Source organism: Mesorhizobium sp. M1050, from assembly GCF_040318715.1.
Classification (GTDB): Bacteria; Pseudomonadota; Alphaproteobacteria; order Rhizobiales; family Rhizobiaceae; genus Mesorhizobium.
The window spans coordinates 1-20907 of record NZ_JAMYMV010000090.1 but is presented as its reverse complement, the minus strand read 5'-3'; the positions used below and the strand labels follow the sequence as shown (position 1 = coordinate 20907).

Genomic DNA, 20907 nt, shown 5'->3' with positions numbered 1-20907 from the left:
ATTCGGACCCTCCGGTGAGTGCTGCAGCTTGGTAACTCCAGTCTCCTCGGTCCGGTCCGAATGGACAACCCTCTGAAAGCTCACAGCTAGGTGACCCGTCGGAAGCCGTCACCAGCGGCTTTGTCGGGACAAGACACATGCTATTGGGATTTGGCCGCCGCAGCCGCGAGCATCGCTTCTCCCATCGCAATGGTCCCTTGGGCACGCAGCATTTCACCAGGGTTCTGAATGTCGCGCACCTCTTTGTTCTGGCTGAGTTTTGATTTTCCAACCAGGCCGGTGATCTCGATCTCCAGGGCGACGATTGCCTTGACCATCGTGTCGATGAAGTCCTTCGGCGCGTCGCCCATCTTCCATGGGACCGGCTGCGAGGTTTCTTGCATGTGAGTGAGCTTCGCCACGTTGCGGCGCACATACCGCTCATCATCCCGGACAGTGATGCGTCCGTGGGCATGGACGACGAGATAGTTCCACGTCGGCACCTGCTTGTGGAATTCATGCTTGCTCGGATACCAGTTCGGCGAGATGTAAGCGTCGGCCGCACGGAAGATTACGAGAACCTCATCGCCATTGGCGACTTCCTCCAGACTGGGTTCTTGCGGGCAACATGACAATTGAGGACGCCCTTGTCTCCCTTCGAGCGGTCGAGCTCAAAGGGGACGTGGTTCGCGTCGAGGATGCCTTTGCTTTGGGTGACCAGGATGCCGAGCGGGTGTCTCTCGATAAGGTCAAACTGGGCGTTCTGATCGTGTACGGCAAAATGGGGCGGAACGTACAACGGTATTTCTCCTGTCGTGAGTGGGCGTTTGTTGGTGATCGAAGAAAATTACGGAGCGGGCCCAGGCATCTTCGTTGCCGTCGACGAGGGGCCCGGACCTCGCCGTCCACCACGCTCAAGAACCGCCATCGAGAAGTGGACGGGCACATCAGATGCCGCCGCGTATGAATGCGGTTGGTCAGTGACAAGCCGCGCACTCTCGCCCTGGCTCAAAATTACTGCATGGGTACCCACCACGACACTCAGGGACCCTTGAGTCACCGAGATCAGCTCACGCGTATCCGGACTATGAGCGTCTGCGGAAAACACGTCGCCCGGCATAATGACCCAGCTCCACAATTCGAACATCGTACGTCCCGAGGTCGATGAATGAAGTTGTGCAAAGCTTCCTTTGGCGCTTGTCCAAAGTGTCCTTGTCTCTGTCCGCTCAATAGGAAGGCGAACTGTAGAAGCATCGTCATTCAGCAAATCGGCCACGGAGAGCGAAAACGCCGCCGCCAGTCGGCAAAGTATGCCGATGCTGGGGTTCGCCTTGCCTTGCTCCAGCGAGACGACGGTTCCCTTGGACAACCCGCTCAGTTTTGCCAGTCGATCCAGGGTCAGATTTTGGTCGCGCCTCAAGTCTCGGATTCGAACCGCTATCGCTTTGCCAAGCACCTGCTCGGAACCCATCGCTGTCGTAACATCGGTCATTATATTGACTTAGGACCTCGGCTCACCTATTGCGGTCAGTATAATGACCGGGGCGAAATTGCAACTGCCCGTTAGGAAGGAAATAACCGATGCGTTTTGAGACGAAGGCGATCCACTGCGGCCGAGGGGTCGACGCGGCCACGGGGGCCGTATCCATGCCGCTGCACACCAGCACGACGTTCGAACGCGGTGTCAACGGGTCATTTCCGTCCGGCTTCGAATACACAAGGGATGGAAATCCGACACGCAATGCGTTCGAGGCGGCCATGGCCACGCTCGAGGGAGGGGAACACGGCATCGCCTTCGCGTCGGGCATGGCCGCAATCGCTGCAGTGTTTGAGAGCCATCCGTCGGCGGATCGGATCGTTCTGCCGGATGACATGTATTTCGGCATTCGTTCGCTGATCGAAGAGACCGACATTGGGTCTCGCTTCGACTTTGCCGCCGTCGACATGCGCGATTTGGACGCTTTGCGCGCCGCAGTGACATCGAAGCGGACTGGCCTCGTCTGGGTCGAGACGCCGTCAAACCCGATGATCCGCGTTGTCGACATTGCGGCCATCTGCGCAATCGCGCACGAGGCAGACGCCTTGGCGGTGGTGGACAATACGTGGGCCACCCCAGTGCTTCAACTGCCACTCGAAATCGGGGCAGACGCGGTGATGCACTCGGCGACAAAGTACATTGGCGGCCACTCGGATTTGATGGCCGGTGTCGTCATTGTCCCAAACGCGTCACCCCTCGGTCGCCCATTGCGGATGGTCCAGAAACACAAGGGCAGCGTCGCAGCGCCCTTCGACTGTTGGCTGGCGTTGCGGGGCCTGCAGACATTGCCTGTCCGCATGCGCGCCCATTGCGAAGGCGCACAGAAAGTGGCCGAGGCCCTAGCGTCTCATCCGCGCGTGGAAAAAGTGCTCTTTCCTGGTTTGCAAACTGATCCGGGACACGATCTTGCTACGCGGCAAATGAGCCATTACGGAGCGATGCTATCCTTTATCGTCGAGGGCGGAGCCGATGCTGCAATGGCCGTGGCCGGCCGCCTGAAGATTGTTGTCCGGGCGACAAGCCTTGGCGGGACGCATTCTCTGATAGAGCATCGCGCATCCGTCGAAGGTGCGAAGTCCAAAGCGCCAGGCGGATTGCTGCGAATTTCTGTAGGGCTTGAACATCCTCAGGACATTATCGATGACCTGATGCAGGCCCTAGGCGAAACCTGCAAAGCGGGAGTCCAATGACGCTGGCGCCGCTTTACGTGGCGGCTGGCGCAGCCGACGATCGGCAGAACAATGTTCCTGCTGAGTAGAACGCACGTCCTCTGGTGAACCGCTACCGCCGTGTCGCATCGTCTCCGGCGCGTGGTCGCATGGGTGATGAACGTCTTCGGGTGTCCGGACGATGGCTACGCGCTCGACCGGAAGCGGAAATACCCAGATTTGCCGTTGACCTACTGCTGCTCGACCTCGTCGGAGATCGCGGTCAACAGATGGGATGGATGTGCTGGCACTACGGCAGTTTGACAAGCCGGCCATCGGGGCGCTAGCACCGTCCAAAGTCAAGAGTCGCAGGGCAGAACTGACCGCACCAAGCGGGCTGCGGGACCCATCAGCTAACGGCCAGGTTGGTACCTGAACGCGCATCAGCACCGTGGATGCGACATTGTCCTTGTTGCGAGCGCGATCTCGGAACTTCGTTGTGACGCAGTCTGTGCAGAGAGCGCACCGCTGTAAGCAAAATGAGCGGAAGAACGACACCCAGTGGAGGTGAAGAAGTGATGCGGCGTCAAGATCCTCCGCGCCTTGCGGCAAACACACTGATCCCTCTTCACAACCCGGTCTTTCGTTCTATCTGGACAGCCACGCAGATATCCAGCCTTGGCTGGCTGGTGCAGAGCGTGGCTATAAGCTGGCTCATGGCCACGATTTCAGCCTCCGATCTGATGGTTGCGCTCGTACAGGCTGCATCGACATTGCCTGCGTTCTTCTTGTCGATCCTTGCTGGAGCCATTGCAGACAGCTTCAGCCGCCGCGGCGTGATGCTTGCCGGACACTGCCTTATCGCACTGGCATCCACGGCGCTGGCACTCGCGGTGGGACTGGGCTTTGTTAGTCCATGGCTGATCCTGGGACTGAGTTTCTTGGCCGGATGCGGCTTTGCCTTGAACGATCCAGCATGGCACGCGTCCGTAGGCGATATCCTGGAAAAGCGCGACATACCCGCTGCAGTGACGCTGATGTCGGTGGGGTACAACGTGGTTCGCAGCATAGGACCGGCGCTGGGCGGTGTAATCTTAGCTTTGCTGGGCCCCCTTACCGCTTTCGCCCTCGCTGCGCTAAGTGACCTGGTTCCGTTGAGCGCTGTTCTGCGCTCAAAGTGGCAAGTTCGCTCTTCGCCTCTTCCGCGCGAGCGAATGACTACGGCCATTCATGATGGCATGCGATTCACGGCAATATCCTCAGAGATCAGAGTGGCGATTGTGCGTGCAACCCTGTTCGGGCTGTCAAGCATCTCGATCCTTGCTCTGCTCCCCCTCCTGGTTCGCGACCATCTGGCGGGAGGGCCAATTGTTTACGGCGTTCTATTGGCCGGCTTCGGTACAGGCGCCTTCATGGCCGGCATTGGCAGCAACTACTTGAGACGCATCACGTCCCAGAACCGATTGATCACGCTCGCATCCGTTGCTTGCGCAACGTGCTGCCTTTTGATGGCCCTCACATCGTCGGTGGCTGTGGCGGCGATCGCGCTTGCAATCGGTGGCGCTGGCTGGGTTGTCACCTGGACCGGAACCGACGTGTGTGTGCAGTTGGCAAGCCCAAGGTGGGTCGTTGGTCGCACCCTGTCCATCTATTACGCCTTGACCTACGGCGGCATGGCAGCGGGCAGCTGGATCTGGGGTGCTGTCGCGCAGTACTATTCGCTGACGTCGGCTTTGGAAGGTGCTGCAGCGGCACTGTTGCTGGTCGCGGCTGTGGGAAAGCTATTGCCGGTGCGGCTATGGGAGGAATCGGATCAAGCGGCCGTCGACTTCAGGCCACCAGAACTGGCCCTCCCTTTGAAGCCCAGGAGCGGTCCGATCGTGATCAAGGTGGAGTACTCGATACTCGAGGAGAGTATCGATGAATTTCTGAGCTGCATGCGCGAAAGGCGGCGCGTTCAGAGCCGCGCCGGTGCGCGGGACTGGACCCTCCAGCGCGACCTTCAGAAGTCGACGCTTTGGACCGAGACATTCCGCACGCCGACATGGACGGACTATCTTCGTCTAAACCATCGGCTAACGGTGAATGACAGGGAGGTAGGCGAGCGCCTTGCCGCTCTGCACATGGGTGATTCTCCGCCTCGCATCTCACTTTCCATCGAGCGGTCGACAAGCCCCGCCTCCGGCAGCCAAGTCCAGCCTGTGCCTTTTGTATCGCGCCCGTGAGAAAACCAAGACTTGTCTGGGCTTGGACACGGAACGAGCTACTCCTTAATTTGTTGAGCCTGCCCGGAAATCGTTCCGGCCGGTTAGGGGAACATGAAGATTCGCGTGGCAATTATGTCCATCACGGGTCCATGTTCAGCCCGACACCCCCTCTGCCTGCGCATTTCGCTGATCGTGAGCAGCCATTTCACGTGATGGTGAGCGCAACTTTCATTTGATCGTGAGCAGGTATTTCACGCGATCATGAGCGGCCGCTTCGACCGACCTTGTTATTGATTCAGGTGTTTGCGGCTGCGTCAAGAGCGTGGGCGCGAGCCTTCTGTTTCCGCATGCTTTCTCCGGTGAGTTGAAGGCGGTAGCGGAGGAACTCCGTCTGGGCTGAGAACCTGTTTCAACGCGGACAAATAAATTATAGCCATTCACGAAACGCCGGGCCCGCTCCTCTGGCGTCCGATCGTCCAGGAAATCCCCTCGGCGCGCACCACGCCAGACACCTCCTTGCCGATATGATGCTCAAGCACCGGCCGCCAAGGCACCAGCGTGAACTCGCGCGATTTCTCGATGACACCGTATTTTCCGCCGGCGAGCTCGACGCAGCGGCGCAGCGTTCCGTCTATTCGATTGCCATGCTGCGCTTCAGAATACGAGAGCCCGAGTTCGTCCGAGAGCTGACTGGCAACACGGTTCAGCTCTCGTTGGCGCAGCATTGAAAGCATGTTGGCGCGATAGATGACCCGATCCTGCGCATCATGGGCAAGACCTTGCGCGATCAGCCACTGCTGTCGGCGGGCCTGGACCTGACGTACTTCGCGACCGAAGCCAGAGTCGCGCAAGGACTCAGGGTGGGCTGATACCAGCTCCTGGTCGATCCAGGTGGCGCCGTCGAAGCCTACTTGGCTCTCCAGCGGCATTGATGAGAGCTTGTCAACGACAACAGGCTGGGCCCTCGCTCGCTGACGCTCGTAATCCGCGACGCGGTTGAGATGGTCGGGCGCGACTGTCCATGTGCCGTCCGGCTCGCGCTCGACGCCACCGGTCGCACGGCGGATCGCCTCCAGTCGCCGCACGTGCGTTTCGGCAAAGCGTTCGGTGGCCGAGGGGTCATGCTTGAGATGTATATCGATGCTGTAGCGCCCGTCGTTGACCGTGGCGATGCCGGCAATTGTGCGGTCGACTTTTCTTGGCCCGGTGTCCCTCGGTCTGACCCGCACTATGCAGCCCTCTGGTGTCGGTTGGGTGGCCTCGCCTTTGCCGATATCAAAATAGTGGCTTTTGCCGTCCACGCCGTCGACGACGAGGTAATGGCGGTCAGTGATTTCGTCGGCCAGCCCGCGCCCGACGACACGTCCGACCACGGTTTGAGCCGACCCGTCGCATCGATCGTGGATAAGATGGTCGGCGGCACTGCGGACGAGCCCCTTGCCGGTCAGCTCGCGATGGATGGTCTTGACGATGTCGCCGCGCGCGCCGATGCGGCGTAGCGTGGCTTCGAGCTCATCCTCCAGGCGCCAGCGACCCGCAGGCATCTCCTCGGCGAGGCCCATCCGCTCGAGCTTGCGCAGGCGGCCCTGGTGCAGCGTCTGGCGAAAGGTGTCTCGGCTGGCCAGTGAGACACACCCCTCATCGTCGCGCATGCGCATCAGCTGCCGGTCGATGCTGGTGAAGCGTTCCTGCTCCATCTCCTGGCGCAAGCGCTGCTCGATCTCGCGGTCGGTGCGCGGGCCAAGGTCGAGGCTAACCAGTTCGGCTGCGCGCTCGCGCAAGCCAGAGGAGATGTAGTCCCGCGCTATGACGAGGTTTTCGCCGTGATTGTCCCTGCCGCGCACGATGATGTGGGTGTGAGGATGGCCGGTGTTGAAATGGTCGACGGCCACCCAGTCTAGCCTGGTGCCGAGGTCTTCTTCCATTTGCGCCATGAGGCGCCGGGTGAGCGGCTTCAGGTCATCATACTCGATACCGTCTTCAGGGGCGACGATGAAGCGGAACTGATGACGGTCACCGTTCGAGCGATCGAGAAAGGCCCTGCCGTCCGCGTGGTCATTGTCGGCAGCGTAGAGCTCGCCACGCTCGCCTTCCCGGGTGACGCCGTCGCGCTGGAGGTAGCGGAGGTGCGCACGAGCCCCGTCGACTCCCTTGCCGGCCAGCTTGACGATGCGTGCCTTGACGACTGCGCGCCGCTGCCGAAACGCCGCGTGGCGGTCGCGCGCTCTAAGAACTGTGGCAGCAGCCCCGCCGCGCCCCACCCGGCTTCCGATGAAGCGGCTGCCGCGTCCGCTCCTGCCGCCTGCTCGGTTGACCGCGGCCTGCATCTGGCCGGCGTAGCGTTTGCCCGCCTTCGAGCCGCGCCAGCCAATTTTGCCGAGCTTCGGCGTGAATTCGTCATCCTGCATGCGGCCTCCGATGAACCAGCAGCGAAATCAGAGGCTTGCCCGCCAGACCCTCCTGGACCCGGAGGCAACCTCCTGGGAAAACGATGTGCAGACAAAGACTTCGCGGCCTCCAGGAGGCGCTGCCTTTATCTTGCCTTCCGCGCACCTGCCCCCCCTGGCCCCCGCCCGAACCACGGTAGCCGCTGCCCTCACCTGCGATCCGGCCGGCCTGACCTTGCTCGCTCCGATCCGAGCGGCACCAGGAGTTGGCCATTCGGGCCGGTCACGGAAACACCGTTTCGGAGAAAAAACAGCGACTGCCCGGACGGGATTTCCGGCGCGCTTTTGGAACGGGATTTGCCGGTGAGCGCGTCCATATCGGCGGCCGAAATGCCCGCCGCCTTGATCTCTTCCAGATACGAAACCGTCTCGCTAGGCAGCGGTCGCCCGCGCTGCAAATGCTGCTCGTAGCGCTCCGGCCCGGCGTTATAGGCTGCAAACAGGCCTGGAAATCCGAAGCGGTCATACATGGCGCGCAGATAGGCAGTGCCTGCCAGAATGTTGTCGCGAGGGTCGTGCGGGGCGGCTCCCAGGCCGAGCTCTGTGCGCAACTCCTCGTAGGTGCCTGGCATCACCTGCATGAGCCCAATGGCGCCGGCGCTCGACGTGACCGGCCGCCCATTGAGCGTCGTCTGCCCCCGGCTTTCGGCATCCATGACGGCATAAATCCAGGTCTGTGGAATGCTGAAACGCCGGCTTGCTTCGGCTACGAAGGGCTGCCATCTTGCAAGCTGCGGACTATGGGAGATGACGATCGGCTTCGTGTTGGTCGCGGCGGAACAGGAGCATGGTGCGAGACACGCCATGCTCAGCATAAGGAGGGTCACTCGGTCCATAGCGGCACGAGCCTCCCGATGATGTTTTCGGTCGGCACCGGCCCGAAATAGCGGCTGTCGAACGAGCGATCTTTATCGCTGCCGAGCAGGAAAACCTCGTCGGCGGCGAGTTTTCGGCATGCATTCCACCAAGGCAGCGGACGGTGCTGCGTGTCGGTTGCAAGCCGGCGCGCGGCTATCTCGCCGCCGATGATGATGGCGTCGCCGAAGGTGCAGACATGCTCGCCGGGCAGCGCCGCAAGGCGCTTGACCAGCGGCACGTTGCTGGGCAGATAGAAGCGTTCGGCGGCGAGATCGGCGACCGGTCTTGGTGGGCGGACGAGTACGAGATCACCACGAGCGGGCGATCCGGATGCGACGCGATAGAGGCCGACCGGCGCACTCGCCGAGGCGTTCCAGACCAGCCAAGGCGATGGTTTGCCGAAGGCGGCGAAGCCGATCAGGCCAAGGCCGATTGTGGCAACGACGATCGTCTTGCGGGCTCGAATGCGCCGCAGATGGCTGCCGATCAGACGGATGGTGGGACGCCGGCTCATGAGCGGCCTCCCTCACCGGCCGAGCCGGATTCGTGCGCGCCATCCTCGGGCGCGGTCTCCTGCGCGTGCCCCTTCGACCAGTCGTCGAGTTCGTCGATGTGATAGCGGACATAGCGGCCGTGCTTGCGGAATTGTGGGCCACCGCCTTTGAGGCGCATCTTCTCCAGCGTGCGCTGGGACAGCCCGATATAGAAGGCCGCCTGCGCGGTGTTGAGAAACGGACTGCCCTTCTTGGCGCGGGCTGCGCGTTCGTTTTCGTCGTCCATGATGATCCTCGGTTCGTTACGGGCAAGCGAGGCGAGGATCGGCGAGCGAGATCGTTTTGGGGACGGGCGAAGAGTGGGGGGCGAGTTTTCGCCGCCCCCTTCGGCGGCCTCACGGGTCCTGAGAGAGGCCCTGCGCCGGTTGGCGGCGCAGGGCTTTGCGGGTCGGCCGGTCAGTCGACCGGGTTCCAGATGATGGCGTAAGTGTCGTCGTCATCCTGGCCGGCGGCGCGGCCCAGATTGGCGTAGAGCTTGCGCGGGCCAAACTCGGGGGCCGCAATCGACAGGCTCACATAGTCCTTGCCGGAGGTCTCGCCGGTGCGGATCCAGGCCGCACCCACTTCGACCCCTTGCGTCAGCACCCGGAAGTCGGGATGGGTGTCGGCGCTCTTTGCCTGATTGGGCACGATGTCGATGTCGGCGCGGACGCTGAGCGTCTTGAGCTGGCCCTTGTAGCCGCCGTTTTCCTGTTTGGTGACGTATCCGATTGCGGTCATTTTCAGTCTCCTCTTGGTGCTCGCAGGGGACCATTCCCCTGCGATGGCGGACCGTGATGGGCGCGTCCGGACCGCCGGAACCGGCACGGCCGCAGCGATAGCGGAGGACCCGAGCGAGGAGCTTTTTTGAAGCGAAGCGGCGCGAGGAAGCCGCCGCAGGCGGCGGGGAAAAAAGCTGCCGGCGAGGGTTTCGGGCGGGCCGGATCCGCCCATAGGTCGTCAAGCCAGGCGCAGGGGAATGGTCCCTGAGACACAATGGAGACAGGTTGCGCGATCGGGGGCACAACGAGCAGGCGGCAATATGCGGGGGGCCGGCGGCGCGGGCTCTCTCGGCAATCGGATTGGCAATTGGACCCACGCGCCTGGCGCCTCAGCAAGTAATGCGGGCGGTGCGGGGCTGCCGAAATGGGGCGAATTGGCGTTGGAATTTATCGCACGCGGCACTGGCTCGGCAAGACGATCAATCGGAGCCGGCGCGGCCCGGAGCGGCGCGCGCGTCCTTAGCTGCAGTACTCGAGAAAACGCCGCTCGGGCCCTGATCGACTATTCGCGCACGAACAGCGACTGCTTCCTTGCGCACAGATCGGCGAATAGGAAGGCCTCGCGGCTGGTGTAGCTTTCGGCCGGGAATTTCACCCAGCGCGGCAGCCAGGTCTCAACCTGAAGCGGCCATTCTCGACGCCAGGGTAGTCTCGGTTTGGGACTCGTCCTTCCAGGCGAAATTGCTGTCGGCGACATGCTTGAAGCCGATCTCGGTGAGCATCGAATCGGCGATTTCCTCGTCGCGCAGCGATCGAAAAGGCATCGTCCGGTTGCCACCATATGCCCACGACGCGCACGATATTGTCGTCGCAGAGCGCCCACCTTGCGCGCGAACATGCCGGCGGCAGCAAGGGGTCGCGATTGCCGCCGGCCACCACGCTATTCTCGGTCCGGTGATCCGAGCAGGGCCAACAGCTTGTGCCGCATATTGCCGAATGCGGCGTCAGCCTTGCAGCCGGCAAGGCTGGCAGTCACTGACTCGTTGGCTGCGCGCTGCGGCTCGGGGCGCACCTTGGCGATGCAGATCGGCATAGTTCAGCATCGGGCCGGTGAGTTCCGGCGCCGTCAGAAATGGGCATCTGCTCGCTTTGCGGCGTCGGCCAGTTGAGCATGGTGCATCGTCATGCCGCAATCCCTTCTTGCGCCTCGCCTTCGGCATCGGCCTGAAGGCCAAGCAGGAAATCGGCGGCCTTCGAAGCGAGGCTGGCGGCACGGAATATAGCGCGGTTGTCCTCGCGCAGCACCTTCAGCCATGAGCCGATGTAATCGGCGTGACGCACGGTCGGCTCGATGCCGAGATTGCTGCAGACGAAGGCGGCAGTGATTTCGGCGACCAATTCTTCACGCGCGTAAGCCTTGGAGCCGAACGAGCCGGAGAGGTCGCGAGCAAGCCGCGTCGGGTGGCCGGTCCAGTGGCCAAGCTCGTGAAAGCAGGTCCGGTAATAGTCGATCTGCTGATGGAACGCTGGCTGCGGCGGCACCTGAATGTGGTCGCTGCCCGGCATGTAGAAAGCGCGATCGCCGCCGACCCTGAAATCCGCACCACTGGCGCGAATCAGCGTTTCGGCCTGCGGCACGATCTCGCACTGAGGCAGCGGCTCGGCGGGGGCATGGAGGTGTTCCGGAAAATTGTCGCACTGCGCGACATTGAAGACGGTAAAGCGCTTCAGAAAAGGCACGGCCTGTGGTGCATCGCCCTCGTGGCGTGCGCGCTCCTTCTCGTCCTTGGGGACAAAGCGGTCGGCATGCACGATGGTCGTGCCGCGCTCGCCCTTCCTGACATTGCCGCCCAGGGCAAGCGCCTGCCGGAAGGTCAGCCAATTCTGGCTGGGATAGCTGCGCTCGATGACGGCGCCCCACAGGATGAGGATATTGATGCCGGAATAGCTGCGCCCCGTGGACGCATTCCTCGGCAGGCCGAGGCCTGCTTTTGCGCTGCCCCATGGCTTGACCCATGGCACGGTACCGCGCTCCAGCTCGGCAATGATGCGGTCGGTGATCTCTTGATAAAGGCTGGCGCCCGGGCGCCTGCCCTTGCCTGCGCCAGCCTCTCCGCTGGTGGTACGCTTGCTGTTTGCATGCATCGTTTCATCCTCCGCTCACCAATCGCCGCGCCTTTCCCCGGAAGCGGGGTGGGCGGCGAGTCGCGACCGGAAGGGCCCGCCTAGTAGGCGGACCGCATCCGAAGGACCGGAACGAAGAGGAGGACCCTGCGCGGCACGCGAAGGGTTGCGGGCTGCCGCAGCGGGTCTAGAAGGGAGTGCCGCCCGCCCCGCGCCACCGGGAAAGGCCAACAGACAAACCGCGCCGCCCGCAAGGGCGGCGGCCGTCACAGCCCGAAGGGCTGCCCACGCCAAGGGGCGAAGCCGAATGGCCGAGACCGCCTGAGCTTGCCGAAGAAAAGCGGGCTCGGTTCACGAGCACCTGGTGCGCGTCGTCAGGCGCGCGGGCGCGCGCCAAGTTTTTTCGCACATTGGTCAGGCGGCGCAGTTACGTCGAGAACCCAAAGGCACCGCCGCCGTGCGCGCGGCTTCCTCCGAAAACCAGCGCTCGCCTTTCAACAAATTGAGGCATTGTCCTAGACAATATTCCTGTCCGGATCATGATAGATGCGGCGCGCCCGCTAGGACCGGAGGCTGGACAGAATCTCGCACGGATCAGCGTCAATGGCCGCAGTTATGTCGAGAAACTCGATGACGTCGAGACGCCGCTCTGCGCCCTCGTACTTGGCCACGAAGGATTGGGGACGACCAAGCTTGTCAGCCAGCTGCTCCTGGGTCAGGCCTTTGGCCTTGCGCAGCGAAACCAGCTGGGCCAGAAAACGCTGGTGGCGGGGCGATCGAAGGGATTTGGGCATGGAGGCGAACCGGTCGGGTAAAGACCGGATCAGCGACTAATCCCGGTTTCGGATTATCCCATTTTGGGATATACTGCGTGCGCTCACAGGCGAGGTTCGCAGGCATGAATGGACCAATGGGAACAGATGAGACTCGAAGCTCAACTTTGAGCGATGAAGTCCCCTGGTCGGAGAACCTCACGAGCTACGACAGGGAGCATTTCACGATCTACCTGCGGATCCTGGATGCCTGCGCCGACAATGCCAGCGAAAAGGAGATGGCCGAGCGCATTCTCGGCATCGACCCGTCCATTGACCCGGTCCGCGCCCGCAAAGCTCTTCGCAGCCATATCGACCGTGCGAACTGGATGGTGACGACCGGCTACAAGGAACTGTTCGCCGGCTGATGCACAACGCCCACTGCCACGTGTTTCGAGCAGGCAAGTCTCTGTAGCCAAATTCGGCAGCGCACGGCCGCGACGGCCGGCGCGGCGGGAGCGGTCACAACTGGTTCGCGTGCTGTTTGACTGCCACTTCCAGTGCTTGCATCAAAGGCACAGCCTTGGAGAAGAGGAAGCCCTGAGCGGTTCGGCAGCCAAGCTTGTGCAGGGTTTGCCGATCAGCCTCTGTTTCGACGCCCTCGGCCATGACCTCGATCCCGAGCATGTCACCGAGTTCGATGACCGATTTGACAAGCAGTCGGTCCTCTCGGGACTTGGCCAAGCCGCGAATGAAGCCCTGGTCTATTTTCACCTTGCGTATCCGACGGTCCTTGAGAGATGCCAAGGTAGAAAAGCCGGTGCCGAAGTCATCGAGCGCGATGGAAATACCGGCATGTGAAAGCCGTCCGAGCTTTTCATCCACTCTGTCCGGGTCCACCGGCGATTCTTCGGTAATCTCGATTTCGAACATCGTCGCAGGCAGGCCTCTTGCCGCCAGACCCTCCAGAACCATGTCGTCGATATCGCCGGCTTCCAGTTCGCGAGGGGAAACATTCATCGCCACACGAATGTCACGACAGTCAGCTTTCACCAAGCCGTCGATAAAAGCACAACAGTCGGCGAATACGGTTTGCGTCAGCAGCTGAAGCATTCCGGTTTCGCGTGCGGCCGTGATGATTTCGGGTGGAGAGATGGCACCATGCGTCGGATGGGACCATCTCAGCAAGGCTTCAAAACCGACCACGGTCTCGGTTTCGAGTTTCACGATCGGCTGGAACCAAGGTTGCAATCTTCCCGTCTTTATCGCCGAATGAAGATCCCGTTCGATCGACTGGCGACGTTGCAGTTCCCTGTCGAGTTCGGCATCGAACAGGCAAAATTCGTTCATGCCATGGCGCTTGGCCGTATACAGGGCGATATCCGCCCGCAACAACATTTCAGTCAGGCTCGGCGTCTGCGCCAAGTATATCCCTATCGATGCCCCGACCCGCACGGACGCGACCTCGATATAGGGGCGAGCAATTTTGGCTATGATATTGGAGGCGAGATCACTGGCAGAAAGAGAAGCTCTCGTCGAGGGAAAAACCAGCACGAATTCATCGCCGCCGATACGAGCGAGCGTTGAGCCTTCCGGTGCTTCCTGCTCTATGCGGCGGGCGATCATGACAAGCAGTTCATCACCGGTCCTGTGACCGTAGGTGTCGTTGACGGATTTGAACCCGTCCAGATCAATCAGCATTGCCACGAAAGGGCCATCCGCGGTCTCGAACCGACCGATAGCGTCTTCAAGGCCCCGCCTGTTGAGAAGGGCGGTCAGATGGTCCTCCCTGGAGTTGCGCTCCATTTCCGACGCAAATCGCTCTGCCTCATGTCTCAGGCGGCTTGCTTCGCGGAAGCGCGCCTGCCCAACAAACGAAGCTCGGACCAAGCCGCCCATGAAGAGCAGAACGGTGAAAGCCAGAATGTAGCGTTCAAAATTGCCTTTCGCCAAAAGGCACGCCACCGTGATGAGGAGTGGAGGTGTGATGAAGCTGGTCGCCGCCGCGGCATACGAACTGCCATATGTAACCGCACCAGCGGAAATGCCCGCCAGTATGACCAGATGCATCGGTGCTTGAGGTGTCGTGTACCCAACAGTCAGGACGGCCTGGAAGGACCATGCAAACCCTGCCAGAAGGGCAAGGAAGCCAAACATGCGAAGCCGCGGCAAAACGCCAAGCAAATCCTGATGGCGCCCCGTTTCCTTTAGCTGAAAACGGGCGAGTGCAAGCCGGGCGGCATTTAGCGCATTGACGACCAGGAACCAGCTTGCAGCGGCAAAGCCGCCGCCAGAAAGGGCCTGCACCGCGCAAATCAGGCCTGACAGGATCGCGCTTATCGGCATCGACACGAAGAGCCCGGCCCTCAGGTCAGCAAGCTGATCCTGACAGATTTTGGCCTCCAGCGATTCTTCTTCCTTTAGGGGTGCCATGAATGGACCAGCTTGCTTCCGTCGTTGTTCGCGAGGACCACACCTATGCAAGCCCACTGAAGGACGGGTTAACTACCCAGCGAGGGTAACCAGTGCGCTCACCATGCTTCGGGTCACACCTTTGGCTTAGCATTGCCGAATCATCAAGGTTTCGCCCGCGCGCGTGCCTTGATCCGAATCATGCCATGATCGGCAACGTCACCAGGAAGCAGCCTTGCCCGCGACGCCGCGCGCCAGCAAGACAAAGAAGCCGCGCCGAGACAGCGCTCCAGAGCGGCAGCGCTCTGTGCGATTCACCGCCTGAGCATCGCCGAAATGCCATGGCGGACAAAGGGAAGATGTTGGGCAAAGCGGAGCCCAGCATGTCTTGCAAGCCGTGCCGCCGGGTGCTCGCTTGAGTAAAGACCGACAAGCATGTTGGTGGCATGATAGAGCGGCGCCGCCGACAGCCGCAGCCGGCTTTCGTATCTGCCGAGCATGTCGGGATCGGCAATGTCGCGGCGGGCGCGACATGCTGTCAGTATTTTATGAGCGAGTTGCTTCTGGCCGCTGAGGCCGATGTTGAAGCCATGCGCGGTCACCGGGTGCATGCCGATGGCAGCGTCTCCGATCAGTGCCGCACTCGGAGCCGAGAACTTGTGCGCCCAGGTCGTGACCAGCGGATAGGCATGGCGGGTGCTTGCCAGGGTCATCTGCCCGAGGCGTCCTCGACACCGGTTCATCAATTCCATGAGGAACAATTCGTCATCGAGAGCAAACAGTCTGTCGGCCTCACTTGAGCGCAAAGTCAGAAGCAGCGACGACACGCCTCCCATGAGCGGCAACATCGCGATGGTCTGATGGTGGTCGAACCATTCGACCGCGATCTGGTGATGGAAGCGCTCGTGCCTCACTCGGCAAATCAGCATGGAGTGGCCAAGCGGATAGATGTTGGCGCCAATGCCGAGCAGGTTGCGCATCGCGGACAAACGCGAATCCGCTGCGACGAGCAGCCGAGCGGCCAATTGCCTGCCATCAGAAAGCGTTATGACCGCCTCGTCTTCGCTATTTGTTGCATTGACGACCGAGTTGCCGCACAGCAGCCGGGCATGGTCCTGGAAGTAGACAATTTTGAACAGGGCATCGCGGATCCGACAATTTGGGACCAGAAATCCGAGTGGTTCCCCAGATCGGCTGAGAGCATCGAAGCACAGGGCGAAAGGGCTCGATCCGTTGAGCACGCGCGCGCCATGAAGCGGTGATTTGTCCGATGCGGGGATGGCATCCCAGGCGCCGAGCTCGCGCAGGATTCTCACTGATGCGTGGGTCAGCGCGATCTCGCGACCGTCGAAAGCCGGATTCGCCAGGCTGTCGAGCGACTGTCGTTCAACCACTGCCACCTTGAGTTGGCTCTGGGCGAGCGATGCTGCGAAGGCAAGCCCGACCGGCCCAGCTCCGACGACAATGATGTCGAATGTTTCCACACAGCCGGCCATCAGCGTGCCGCCATAGCGGCTATCTGCGATACGAAGCGCTCTTGAAGCATCGCAATCACCCACGGTTTGCCGCTCATCTCCCCAGCGTCGATAGACATGCGTTCTCCGTTCAGAGACGGGTCAATGAAACCACGCCGTTGAAGAGATAACGCTGATCTGGATCAACCAGGCTCGACAAACCCGGCAACAGCGGGTTCACGGTCGAGTGGTCGATTGCCGCGAAAACGTCTGCATGTATAGGCATTCTAATGGTCGGCTTCCCAATCGCGTGCCCCTCCTACCCAAAGGTTCGGCAACGTATTGTGGCTGATCCGTTCTTCGCACGCGCGCCGATATCGTCATGACGCGGGCAATCGCCAGCAAAGATTCGGTCGACTGACGACCAGCATCCGCACAGTCGTTGGCGCCGCCAACCGGTTCAGCCTCGCGGCTCTTCCCGATCGATAAGGACCCGCTCGGCGGAGCCGTCGAGATCTTCGTATTGGCCGCTCTTCAAGATCCAACGTCTGCATGTCTAGGCATTCTGAATGGTCGGCTTCCCAATCGCGTGCCCCTCCTACCCAAAGGTTCGGCAACGTATTGTGGCTGATCCGTTCTTCGCACGCGCGCCGATATCGTCATGACGCGGGCAATCGCCAGCAAAGATTCGGTCGACTGACGACCAGCATCCGCACAGTCGTTGGCGCCGCCAACCGGTTCAGCCTCGCGGCTCTTCCCGATCGATAAGGACCCGCTCGGCGGAGCCGTCGAGATCTTCGTATTGGCCGCTCTTCAAGATCCACAGGAAGCCCCGGTCCAAGCCCCACCAAAACAGGCAGCGGCCATCGCATTTCCGTCAGGACGGGCGTCTTGCTGCCGACAGCGTGCTCTCCGACCATAACGGGCGCTAGACGCCGAAGGAACTCGCCGACGGCCTCATGTCCAAGTGATTGGGAAGGGAGCAGAACCAAAGGGACTCTGCTCCGCGTCCCCGCTTTTTTCGCAGCTATGAAACCATCACCGAGAACGGATCCGTACTGAGGAGGAGGCCGTCCTTGACTTGCCCGACGCCGGCAACCTTCTCAGCCGCAACGATCGCTGCCTTCCGTTGACGCTCGTCGACAATCGTCCCCTTCAGTTCGACAACGCCGTCGCTGACCCTCACATCGATCAAGTCACCACCGCTCCAGGTTTGTGGCTGCAGTTCGGCAAGGATAGCCTTGCGGATCAGGTCGTCATCGGGTGGCGTGGTGCCCTGTTTTGACATGGCGCGGATCAGGACAAGCAGCAAATCAGTTCGCGTGATGATGCCGACGACCCTTTCCCGATCGACAATCGGCACATTGTTGATGCGGTGTTGCATCATCAAGTTGACAATCTGTGCAATTGAGGCGCCTGGGGACGCCGAAATGACGGCTGTGGTCATCACCTCATGGATGATCCGTCCGTTCGAGCGCGCATAGTCTTCGGCGACTGTGCCCGGGCCAACATCAAACTCCAGCCAGCGCGGACGCACACGCTGGGTCCCAAGTTCTTCTCGGCGCAAGAAGTCGCTTTTGCTTACAATGCCAACCAGGGCACCGTCGCTGTCCGTTACCGGCAGGCAGCTGACTTTGTTTGAAAGCATGAGCTCGGCCGCTTCAGGGATCGTCGCGTTCGCATCCGTCGTGATGACTGACTTCGTCATGATGGCTTCGGCTTGCATCCTCACCCTCCTGATCTTACGTCGAACGACGATGGGGCATCCCGACGCGCGGCGCTTTGATCTAAGTCACTTGGAACGAGGAGGATTCTCCGCGCAGTCGTCGCGGTCGATAAGAATGCGCTCCGCCGCGCCATCGAGATCGTCGTACTGGCCGCTTCTCAACGCCCACAGGAAGCCGGACAGGCCGAGTGCGCCAAGGAACAGCGCCACCGGAATGAGATAGGCGAGCGTCGTCATGAGGATCGGGCCAAGGCGCCGGCCCGCGTGGGCCTGTCCTGCCGCGCAGTTTCGGACGGCGCACCCGTTGCGAAGCCTTGCAGACGCATTGCATTTCCAATCACCAGCAATGACGAGGCAGACATCGCGACCGCCGCGATGAGAGGCGTAACATGGCCCAGAATGGCGATCGGAACGGCGACCGCATTGTAGACGATGGCGATAGCGATGTTCTGGTGGATCAGGCTTCCCGCCTTGCGCGAGACGTCCAGTGCGAGAGGCACTGCCGCGAGGCTTTCACGCAGGAATACGAAATCGGCGGCATTGCGGCCGATGTCGGCGGCCGTGGCGGGTGCGATCGAGACATGCGCAGCGCTCAGCGCCGGCGTGTCATTGAGCCCGTCGCCAACCATCAAAACCTTGTGCCCGTTTCTCGCCAGGCTCTCGATGCGTTCAACCTTGCCGGACGGCAACAGGCAAGGAACGAAGTCATCGACACCCAACATTTTCGAGACTTCGCCGCAGGCGCCCGCCGTATCCCCCGACAGCATCCGCACCGACACCCCCGCATCGTTCAATCGCTCGATCGCCGCCCTGGTGTCGACACGCAGCGCATCCTCGAAAACGAAGGAGGCGACAATCATCCCGTTTTTCGTCAGGACTGTCCCGCCATAGCCATGTAGGCCTTCGCCGCCGGTGCGGGCTTTCCATCCAGCCCATCCGCGTCGACCCAGCCGCCAGATGTTTCCGGCGGCAACGGCCTCGATGCCGAATCCCGGATGCTCGGTGACGGCATCGAATTTGCGCTGCCCGCCAGGCGCGGCAAAGCCGGCTATGGCCTTTGAATATGGATGACGCGAATGCGCGGCCAAGTCGGCAGCGATTGCCAGCATGGCGGGATCGATCGAGGACGTGTTGACGAGCCTGGGCTGGCCAAGCGTGAGCGTGCCGGTCTTGTCGAACACGGCTGTATCGATCGTTGCCAGGCGCTCCATGGCCGAGCCGTCCTTGACCATGATGCTCGAACAGGCGCCGTGCGGCCACCACCTGAACGATTGGAACGGCGAGGCCAAGCGCGCAGGGGCACGTGATGATGAGAACAGCGATGGCGATCGTCATCGCCCGGTGCCAGTCGCCAGTCACCGCCATCCAGCCCAGGAACGTTGCCAAGGCGGTGAGATGAACCACGGGCGCGTGGAGTGCCGACACGCGGTCGGCGATACGGCGATACCGGGCGCGACCACCTTCGGCGGCCTCCATCAGCCGAACCATTTCCGCCAGGAACGAATCCTTCGCGGCGGCTGTGGCCTCTATCGTCAGCGGACCGGTAAGGTTGAGGACGCCGGCCTGCACCGTGTCTTCCGGCGCCACGCTACTTGGCGTGCTCTCGCCGGAGACCAGGGAGCAGTCGACGTCCGATGTCCCGCGCACAATTTTGCCATCCACAGGGATTCTTTCGCCGGCGGCGATCAACAACAGCATGCCCGGTTCGATCTCGCCAACCGGCAGGTAGTCGCGCGCGCCGTCGGCGCGCAGCACCATGGCGCCACGCGCGGCCAGCTGCGACAGGCCCTTCACGGCGGTGCGGGCGCGCTCCCGCATGACGTGATCCAGCGTCCGGCCGATCAGCAGGAAGAACAGCAGCGACACCGACGCGTCGAAATAGGCGTGGTCACCATGGTTGATCGTCTCGTAGAGGCTCATTGCGTAAGCGAGCGAGACCCCGACCGCGATCGGCACGTCCATATTCATGCCGCCGTGGCGCAACGCATTCCAGGCCGAGCGGAAGAAGATGCCGCCGGCGAAGGCGAGCGCGGGGATGGCGATCAGCGCTGAGACCCAGTGGAACAGGTCGCGTGTCGCGCCTTCGGCACCGGACCACACCGAGACCGAAAGCAGCATGATGTTACCCGCCGCAAAGCCCGCAACAGCGACGGCGCGGATAAGCTCCGAGAGCGTCTTGTCCTTTGCATCGATCTCGGTCTCGAACAGGTGAGCCTGATAACCTAGCCGCTCCAGCACGGTGACGAAGGGTGGAACCTCGCTCCCGCGCCACCGGACCGATAGCCGCTTCGTTGACAGGTTGACGCGAGCGGCCTCGACGTGATCGAGTTTTCCCAACGCCGTCTCTATGGTCTGGATGCAGGCGCCGCAGTGAACAGTCGGTACGGAAAGGTCGGTCTGACGAAGATCATCGCCAAGCGATCGGCTCGCCAGCCTGATTTCCTGGCTGGATGGCAAGACCGAGGTGGCGCCGACCAGATCCAGCGCCATTTCGGCGCCCGGCGCACAGCAGCTCATTTCAGCGCTCCATGGGAAATCATGATCCTGCGCACGTCACGATAAGGTTCCTTCAGGCCGGCATCGGCGTCGACTTCAACGATCCAGACACCATCCTTCGGCGTGTGCAGGGCGGCGAATTCCTGACCCGAGGCGAGGGCGAGCTTGATGGCCTCATCCTCCTTCTCGTAAGCGGGATGGCGAAACAGCACCTTGACGCGATGCAAGGGGACCGGCTTGCCGGCGGCGTCGGTAAGGCTGTAGCGGACTTCGCCCCCTGCGATGGTCAGCTTGCCGGTCCAGCCGAGGGCTGCCTGCACGCGCCCTTGCTCGGCCTTCCTGTTGAATTCCTGACTCGCCACATAGGTGTTTTCGACGACCAGGCCGGTCCAGCTCGTGTTGGCAAGCGTCGCCATCGTCAGATTGGCCGCGATGACCACCCCGAAGAAGGCAAGGATAATCGCCAACATGTGCCTGCCGGTGAATTCGCGGGATTTTCGCGTGGTGGCGTT

19 protein-coding genes and 2 pseudogenes are annotated in these 20907 nt (G+C 61.6%); 3 read left to right on the top strand and 18 right to left on the bottom strand.

The genetic code is table 11. The features are described from left to right. Positions 1-140: 140 nt before the first annotated feature. Both NKH57_RS30180 and NKH57_RS30175 read right to left on the bottom strand, forming a co-directional pair. Positions 141-778: pseudogene (locus NKH57_RS30180) on the bottom strand (FMN-binding negative transcriptional regulator). A gap of 48 nt (positions 779-826) precedes the next feature. Further along, positions 827-1471: a helix-turn-helix domain-containing protein gene (locus NKH57_RS30175; RefSeq protein ID WP_352949771.1), complete on the bottom strand. Its 645-nt coding sequence runs from the start codon at positions 1469-1471 to the stop codon at positions 827-829. Positions 1472-1560: 89 nt separating this feature from the next. Between NKH57_RS30175 and NKH57_RS30170 the strand changes: the two genes are divergently transcribed. Continuing rightward, on the top strand, positions 1561-2706 hold the full coding sequence (locus NKH57_RS30170; protein ID WP_352734918.1) for a trans-sulfuration enzyme family protein: 1146 nt from the start codon (positions 1561-1563) through the stop codon (positions 2704-2706). A 536-nt stretch (positions 2707-3242) separates the two neighbouring features. Next, positions 3243-4889, top strand: a complete 1647-nt coding sequence (locus tag NKH57_RS30165) for an MFS transporter (protein WP_352949769.1) — start codon at positions 3243-3245, stop codon at positions 4887-4889. Between the two features lie 419 nt (positions 4890-5308). Here NKH57_RS30165 and rlxS read toward each other — a convergent pair whose 3' ends face one another. The 8 genes from rlxS to NKH57_RS30125 all read right to left on the bottom strand — a co-directional run bounded on the left by rlxS (position 5309) and on the right by NKH57_RS30125 (position 12349). Beyond that, entirely contained in the window at positions 5309-7279 is a 1971-nt protein-coding gene (gene rlxS, locus NKH57_RS30160; protein WP_352949767.1) for a relaxase/mobilization nuclease RlxS, read from the bottom strand. Between the two features lie 188 nt (positions 7280-7467). After that, positions 7468-8124: a lytic transglycosylase domain-containing protein gene (locus NKH57_RS30155; protein WP_502905948.1), complete on the bottom strand. Its 657-nt coding sequence runs from the start codon at positions 8122-8124 to the stop codon at positions 7468-7470. A 17-nt stretch (positions 8125-8141) separates the two neighbouring features. After that, on the bottom strand, positions 8142-8690 hold the full coding sequence (locus tag NKH57_RS30150) for a S26 family signal peptidase (RefSeq protein WP_352734910.1): 549 nt from the start codon (positions 8688-8690) through the stop codon (positions 8142-8144). After that, positions 8687-8956: a helix-turn-helix transcriptional regulator gene (locus NKH57_RS30145; protein ID WP_023735797.1), complete on the bottom strand. Its 270-nt coding sequence runs from the start codon at positions 8954-8956 to the stop codon at positions 8687-8689. The genes NKH57_RS30150 and NKH57_RS30145 overlap by 4 nt, the downstream gene beginning before the upstream one ends. Positions 8957-9126: 170 nt before the next feature. Beyond that, the gene (locus NKH57_RS30140) at positions 9127-9450 is read right to left on the bottom strand and encodes a DUF736 domain-containing protein (RefSeq protein WP_023762782.1); all 324 of its coding nucleotides are present in this window, start codon (positions 9448-9450) and stop codon (positions 9127-9129) included. Between the two features lie 655 nt (positions 9451-10105). After that, positions 10106-10255 (bottom strand): hypothetical protein, encoded by a 150-nt coding sequence (locus NKH57_RS30135; protein WP_352734908.1) that lies wholly within the window; start codon positions 10253-10255, stop codon positions 10106-10108. Positions 10256-10613: 358 nt separating this feature from the next. After that, on the bottom strand, positions 10614-11576 hold the full coding sequence (locus NKH57_RS30130; RefSeq protein ID WP_352734906.1) for an ArdC family protein: 963 nt from the start codon (positions 11574-11576) through the stop codon (positions 10614-10616). A 539-nt stretch (positions 11577-12115) separates the two neighbouring features. Continuing rightward, positions 12116-12349 carry a helix-turn-helix domain-containing protein gene (locus tag NKH57_RS30125; RefSeq protein WP_023735803.1) on the bottom strand — a complete coding sequence of 78 codons (234 nt, stop codon included), beginning with the start codon at positions 12347-12349 and terminating at the stop codon, positions 12116-12118. Positions 12350-12453: 104 nt separating this feature from the next. Here NKH57_RS30125 and NKH57_RS30120 point away from each other — a divergent pair, with 104 nt between their 5' ends. Next, positions 12454-12735, top strand: coding sequence for a DNA -binding domain-containing protein (locus NKH57_RS30120; protein WP_081731037.1), 282 nt, complete (start codon positions 12454-12456; stop codon positions 12733-12735). Between the two features lie 94 nt (positions 12736-12829). On the opposite strand, the gene NKH57_RS30115 is transcribed toward NKH57_RS30120, so the two are convergent. The 8 genes and pseudogenes from NKH57_RS30115 to NKH57_RS30080 form a co-directional block, all read right to left on the bottom strand. After that, a complete protein-coding gene (locus NKH57_RS30115; RefSeq protein WP_352949763.1) occupies positions 12830-14740 on the bottom strand; it encodes a putative bifunctional diguanylate cyclase/phosphodiesterase in 1911 nt (636 codons plus the stop codon). Between the two features lie 293 nt (positions 14741-15033). Continuing rightward, on the bottom strand, positions 15034-16215 hold the full coding sequence (gene ubiM, locus NKH57_RS30110) for a 5-demethoxyubiquinol-8 5-hydroxylase UbiM (protein ID WP_352949761.1): 1182 nt from the start codon (positions 16213-16215) through the stop codon (positions 15034-15036). A 418-nt stretch (positions 16216-16633) separates the two neighbouring features. Further along, entirely contained in the window at positions 16634-16714 is an 81-nt protein-coding gene (gene ccoS / locus NKH57_RS30105; RefSeq protein ID WP_352949773.1) for a cbb3-type cytochrome oxidase assembly protein CcoS, read from the bottom strand. 198 nt (positions 16715-16912) lie between these two features. After that, positions 16913-17029, bottom strand: a complete 117-nt coding sequence (gene ccoS / locus NKH57_RS30100) for a cbb3-type cytochrome oxidase assembly protein CcoS (RefSeq protein WP_084025756.1) — start codon at positions 17027-17029, stop codon at positions 16913-16915. 171 nt (positions 17030-17200) lie between these two features. Then, positions 17201-17899 carry a CBS domain-containing protein gene (locus NKH57_RS30095; RefSeq protein ID WP_352949759.1) on the bottom strand — a complete coding sequence of 233 codons (699 nt, stop codon included), beginning with the start codon at positions 17897-17899 and terminating at the stop codon, positions 17201-17203. Between the two features lie 66 nt (positions 17900-17965). After that, the gene (ccoS, locus tag NKH57_RS30090) at positions 17966-18136 is read right to left on the bottom strand and encodes a cbb3-type cytochrome oxidase assembly protein CcoS (RefSeq protein WP_023689417.1); all 171 of its coding nucleotides are present in this window, start codon (positions 18134-18136) and stop codon (positions 17966-17968) included. Next, a pseudogene (locus tag NKH57_RS30085) lies at positions 18133-20416 on the bottom strand (cation-translocating P-type ATPase). The gene ccoS (NKH57_RS30090) and the pseudogene NKH57_RS30085 overlap by 4 nt, the downstream one beginning before the upstream one ends. Continuing rightward, positions 20413-20907: FixH family protein (locus tag NKH57_RS30080; RefSeq protein ID WP_352949757.1), on the bottom strand; the 495-nt coding region annotated here is incomplete at its 5' end. The gene NKH57_RS30080 and the pseudogene NKH57_RS30085, both read right to left, overlap by 4 nt.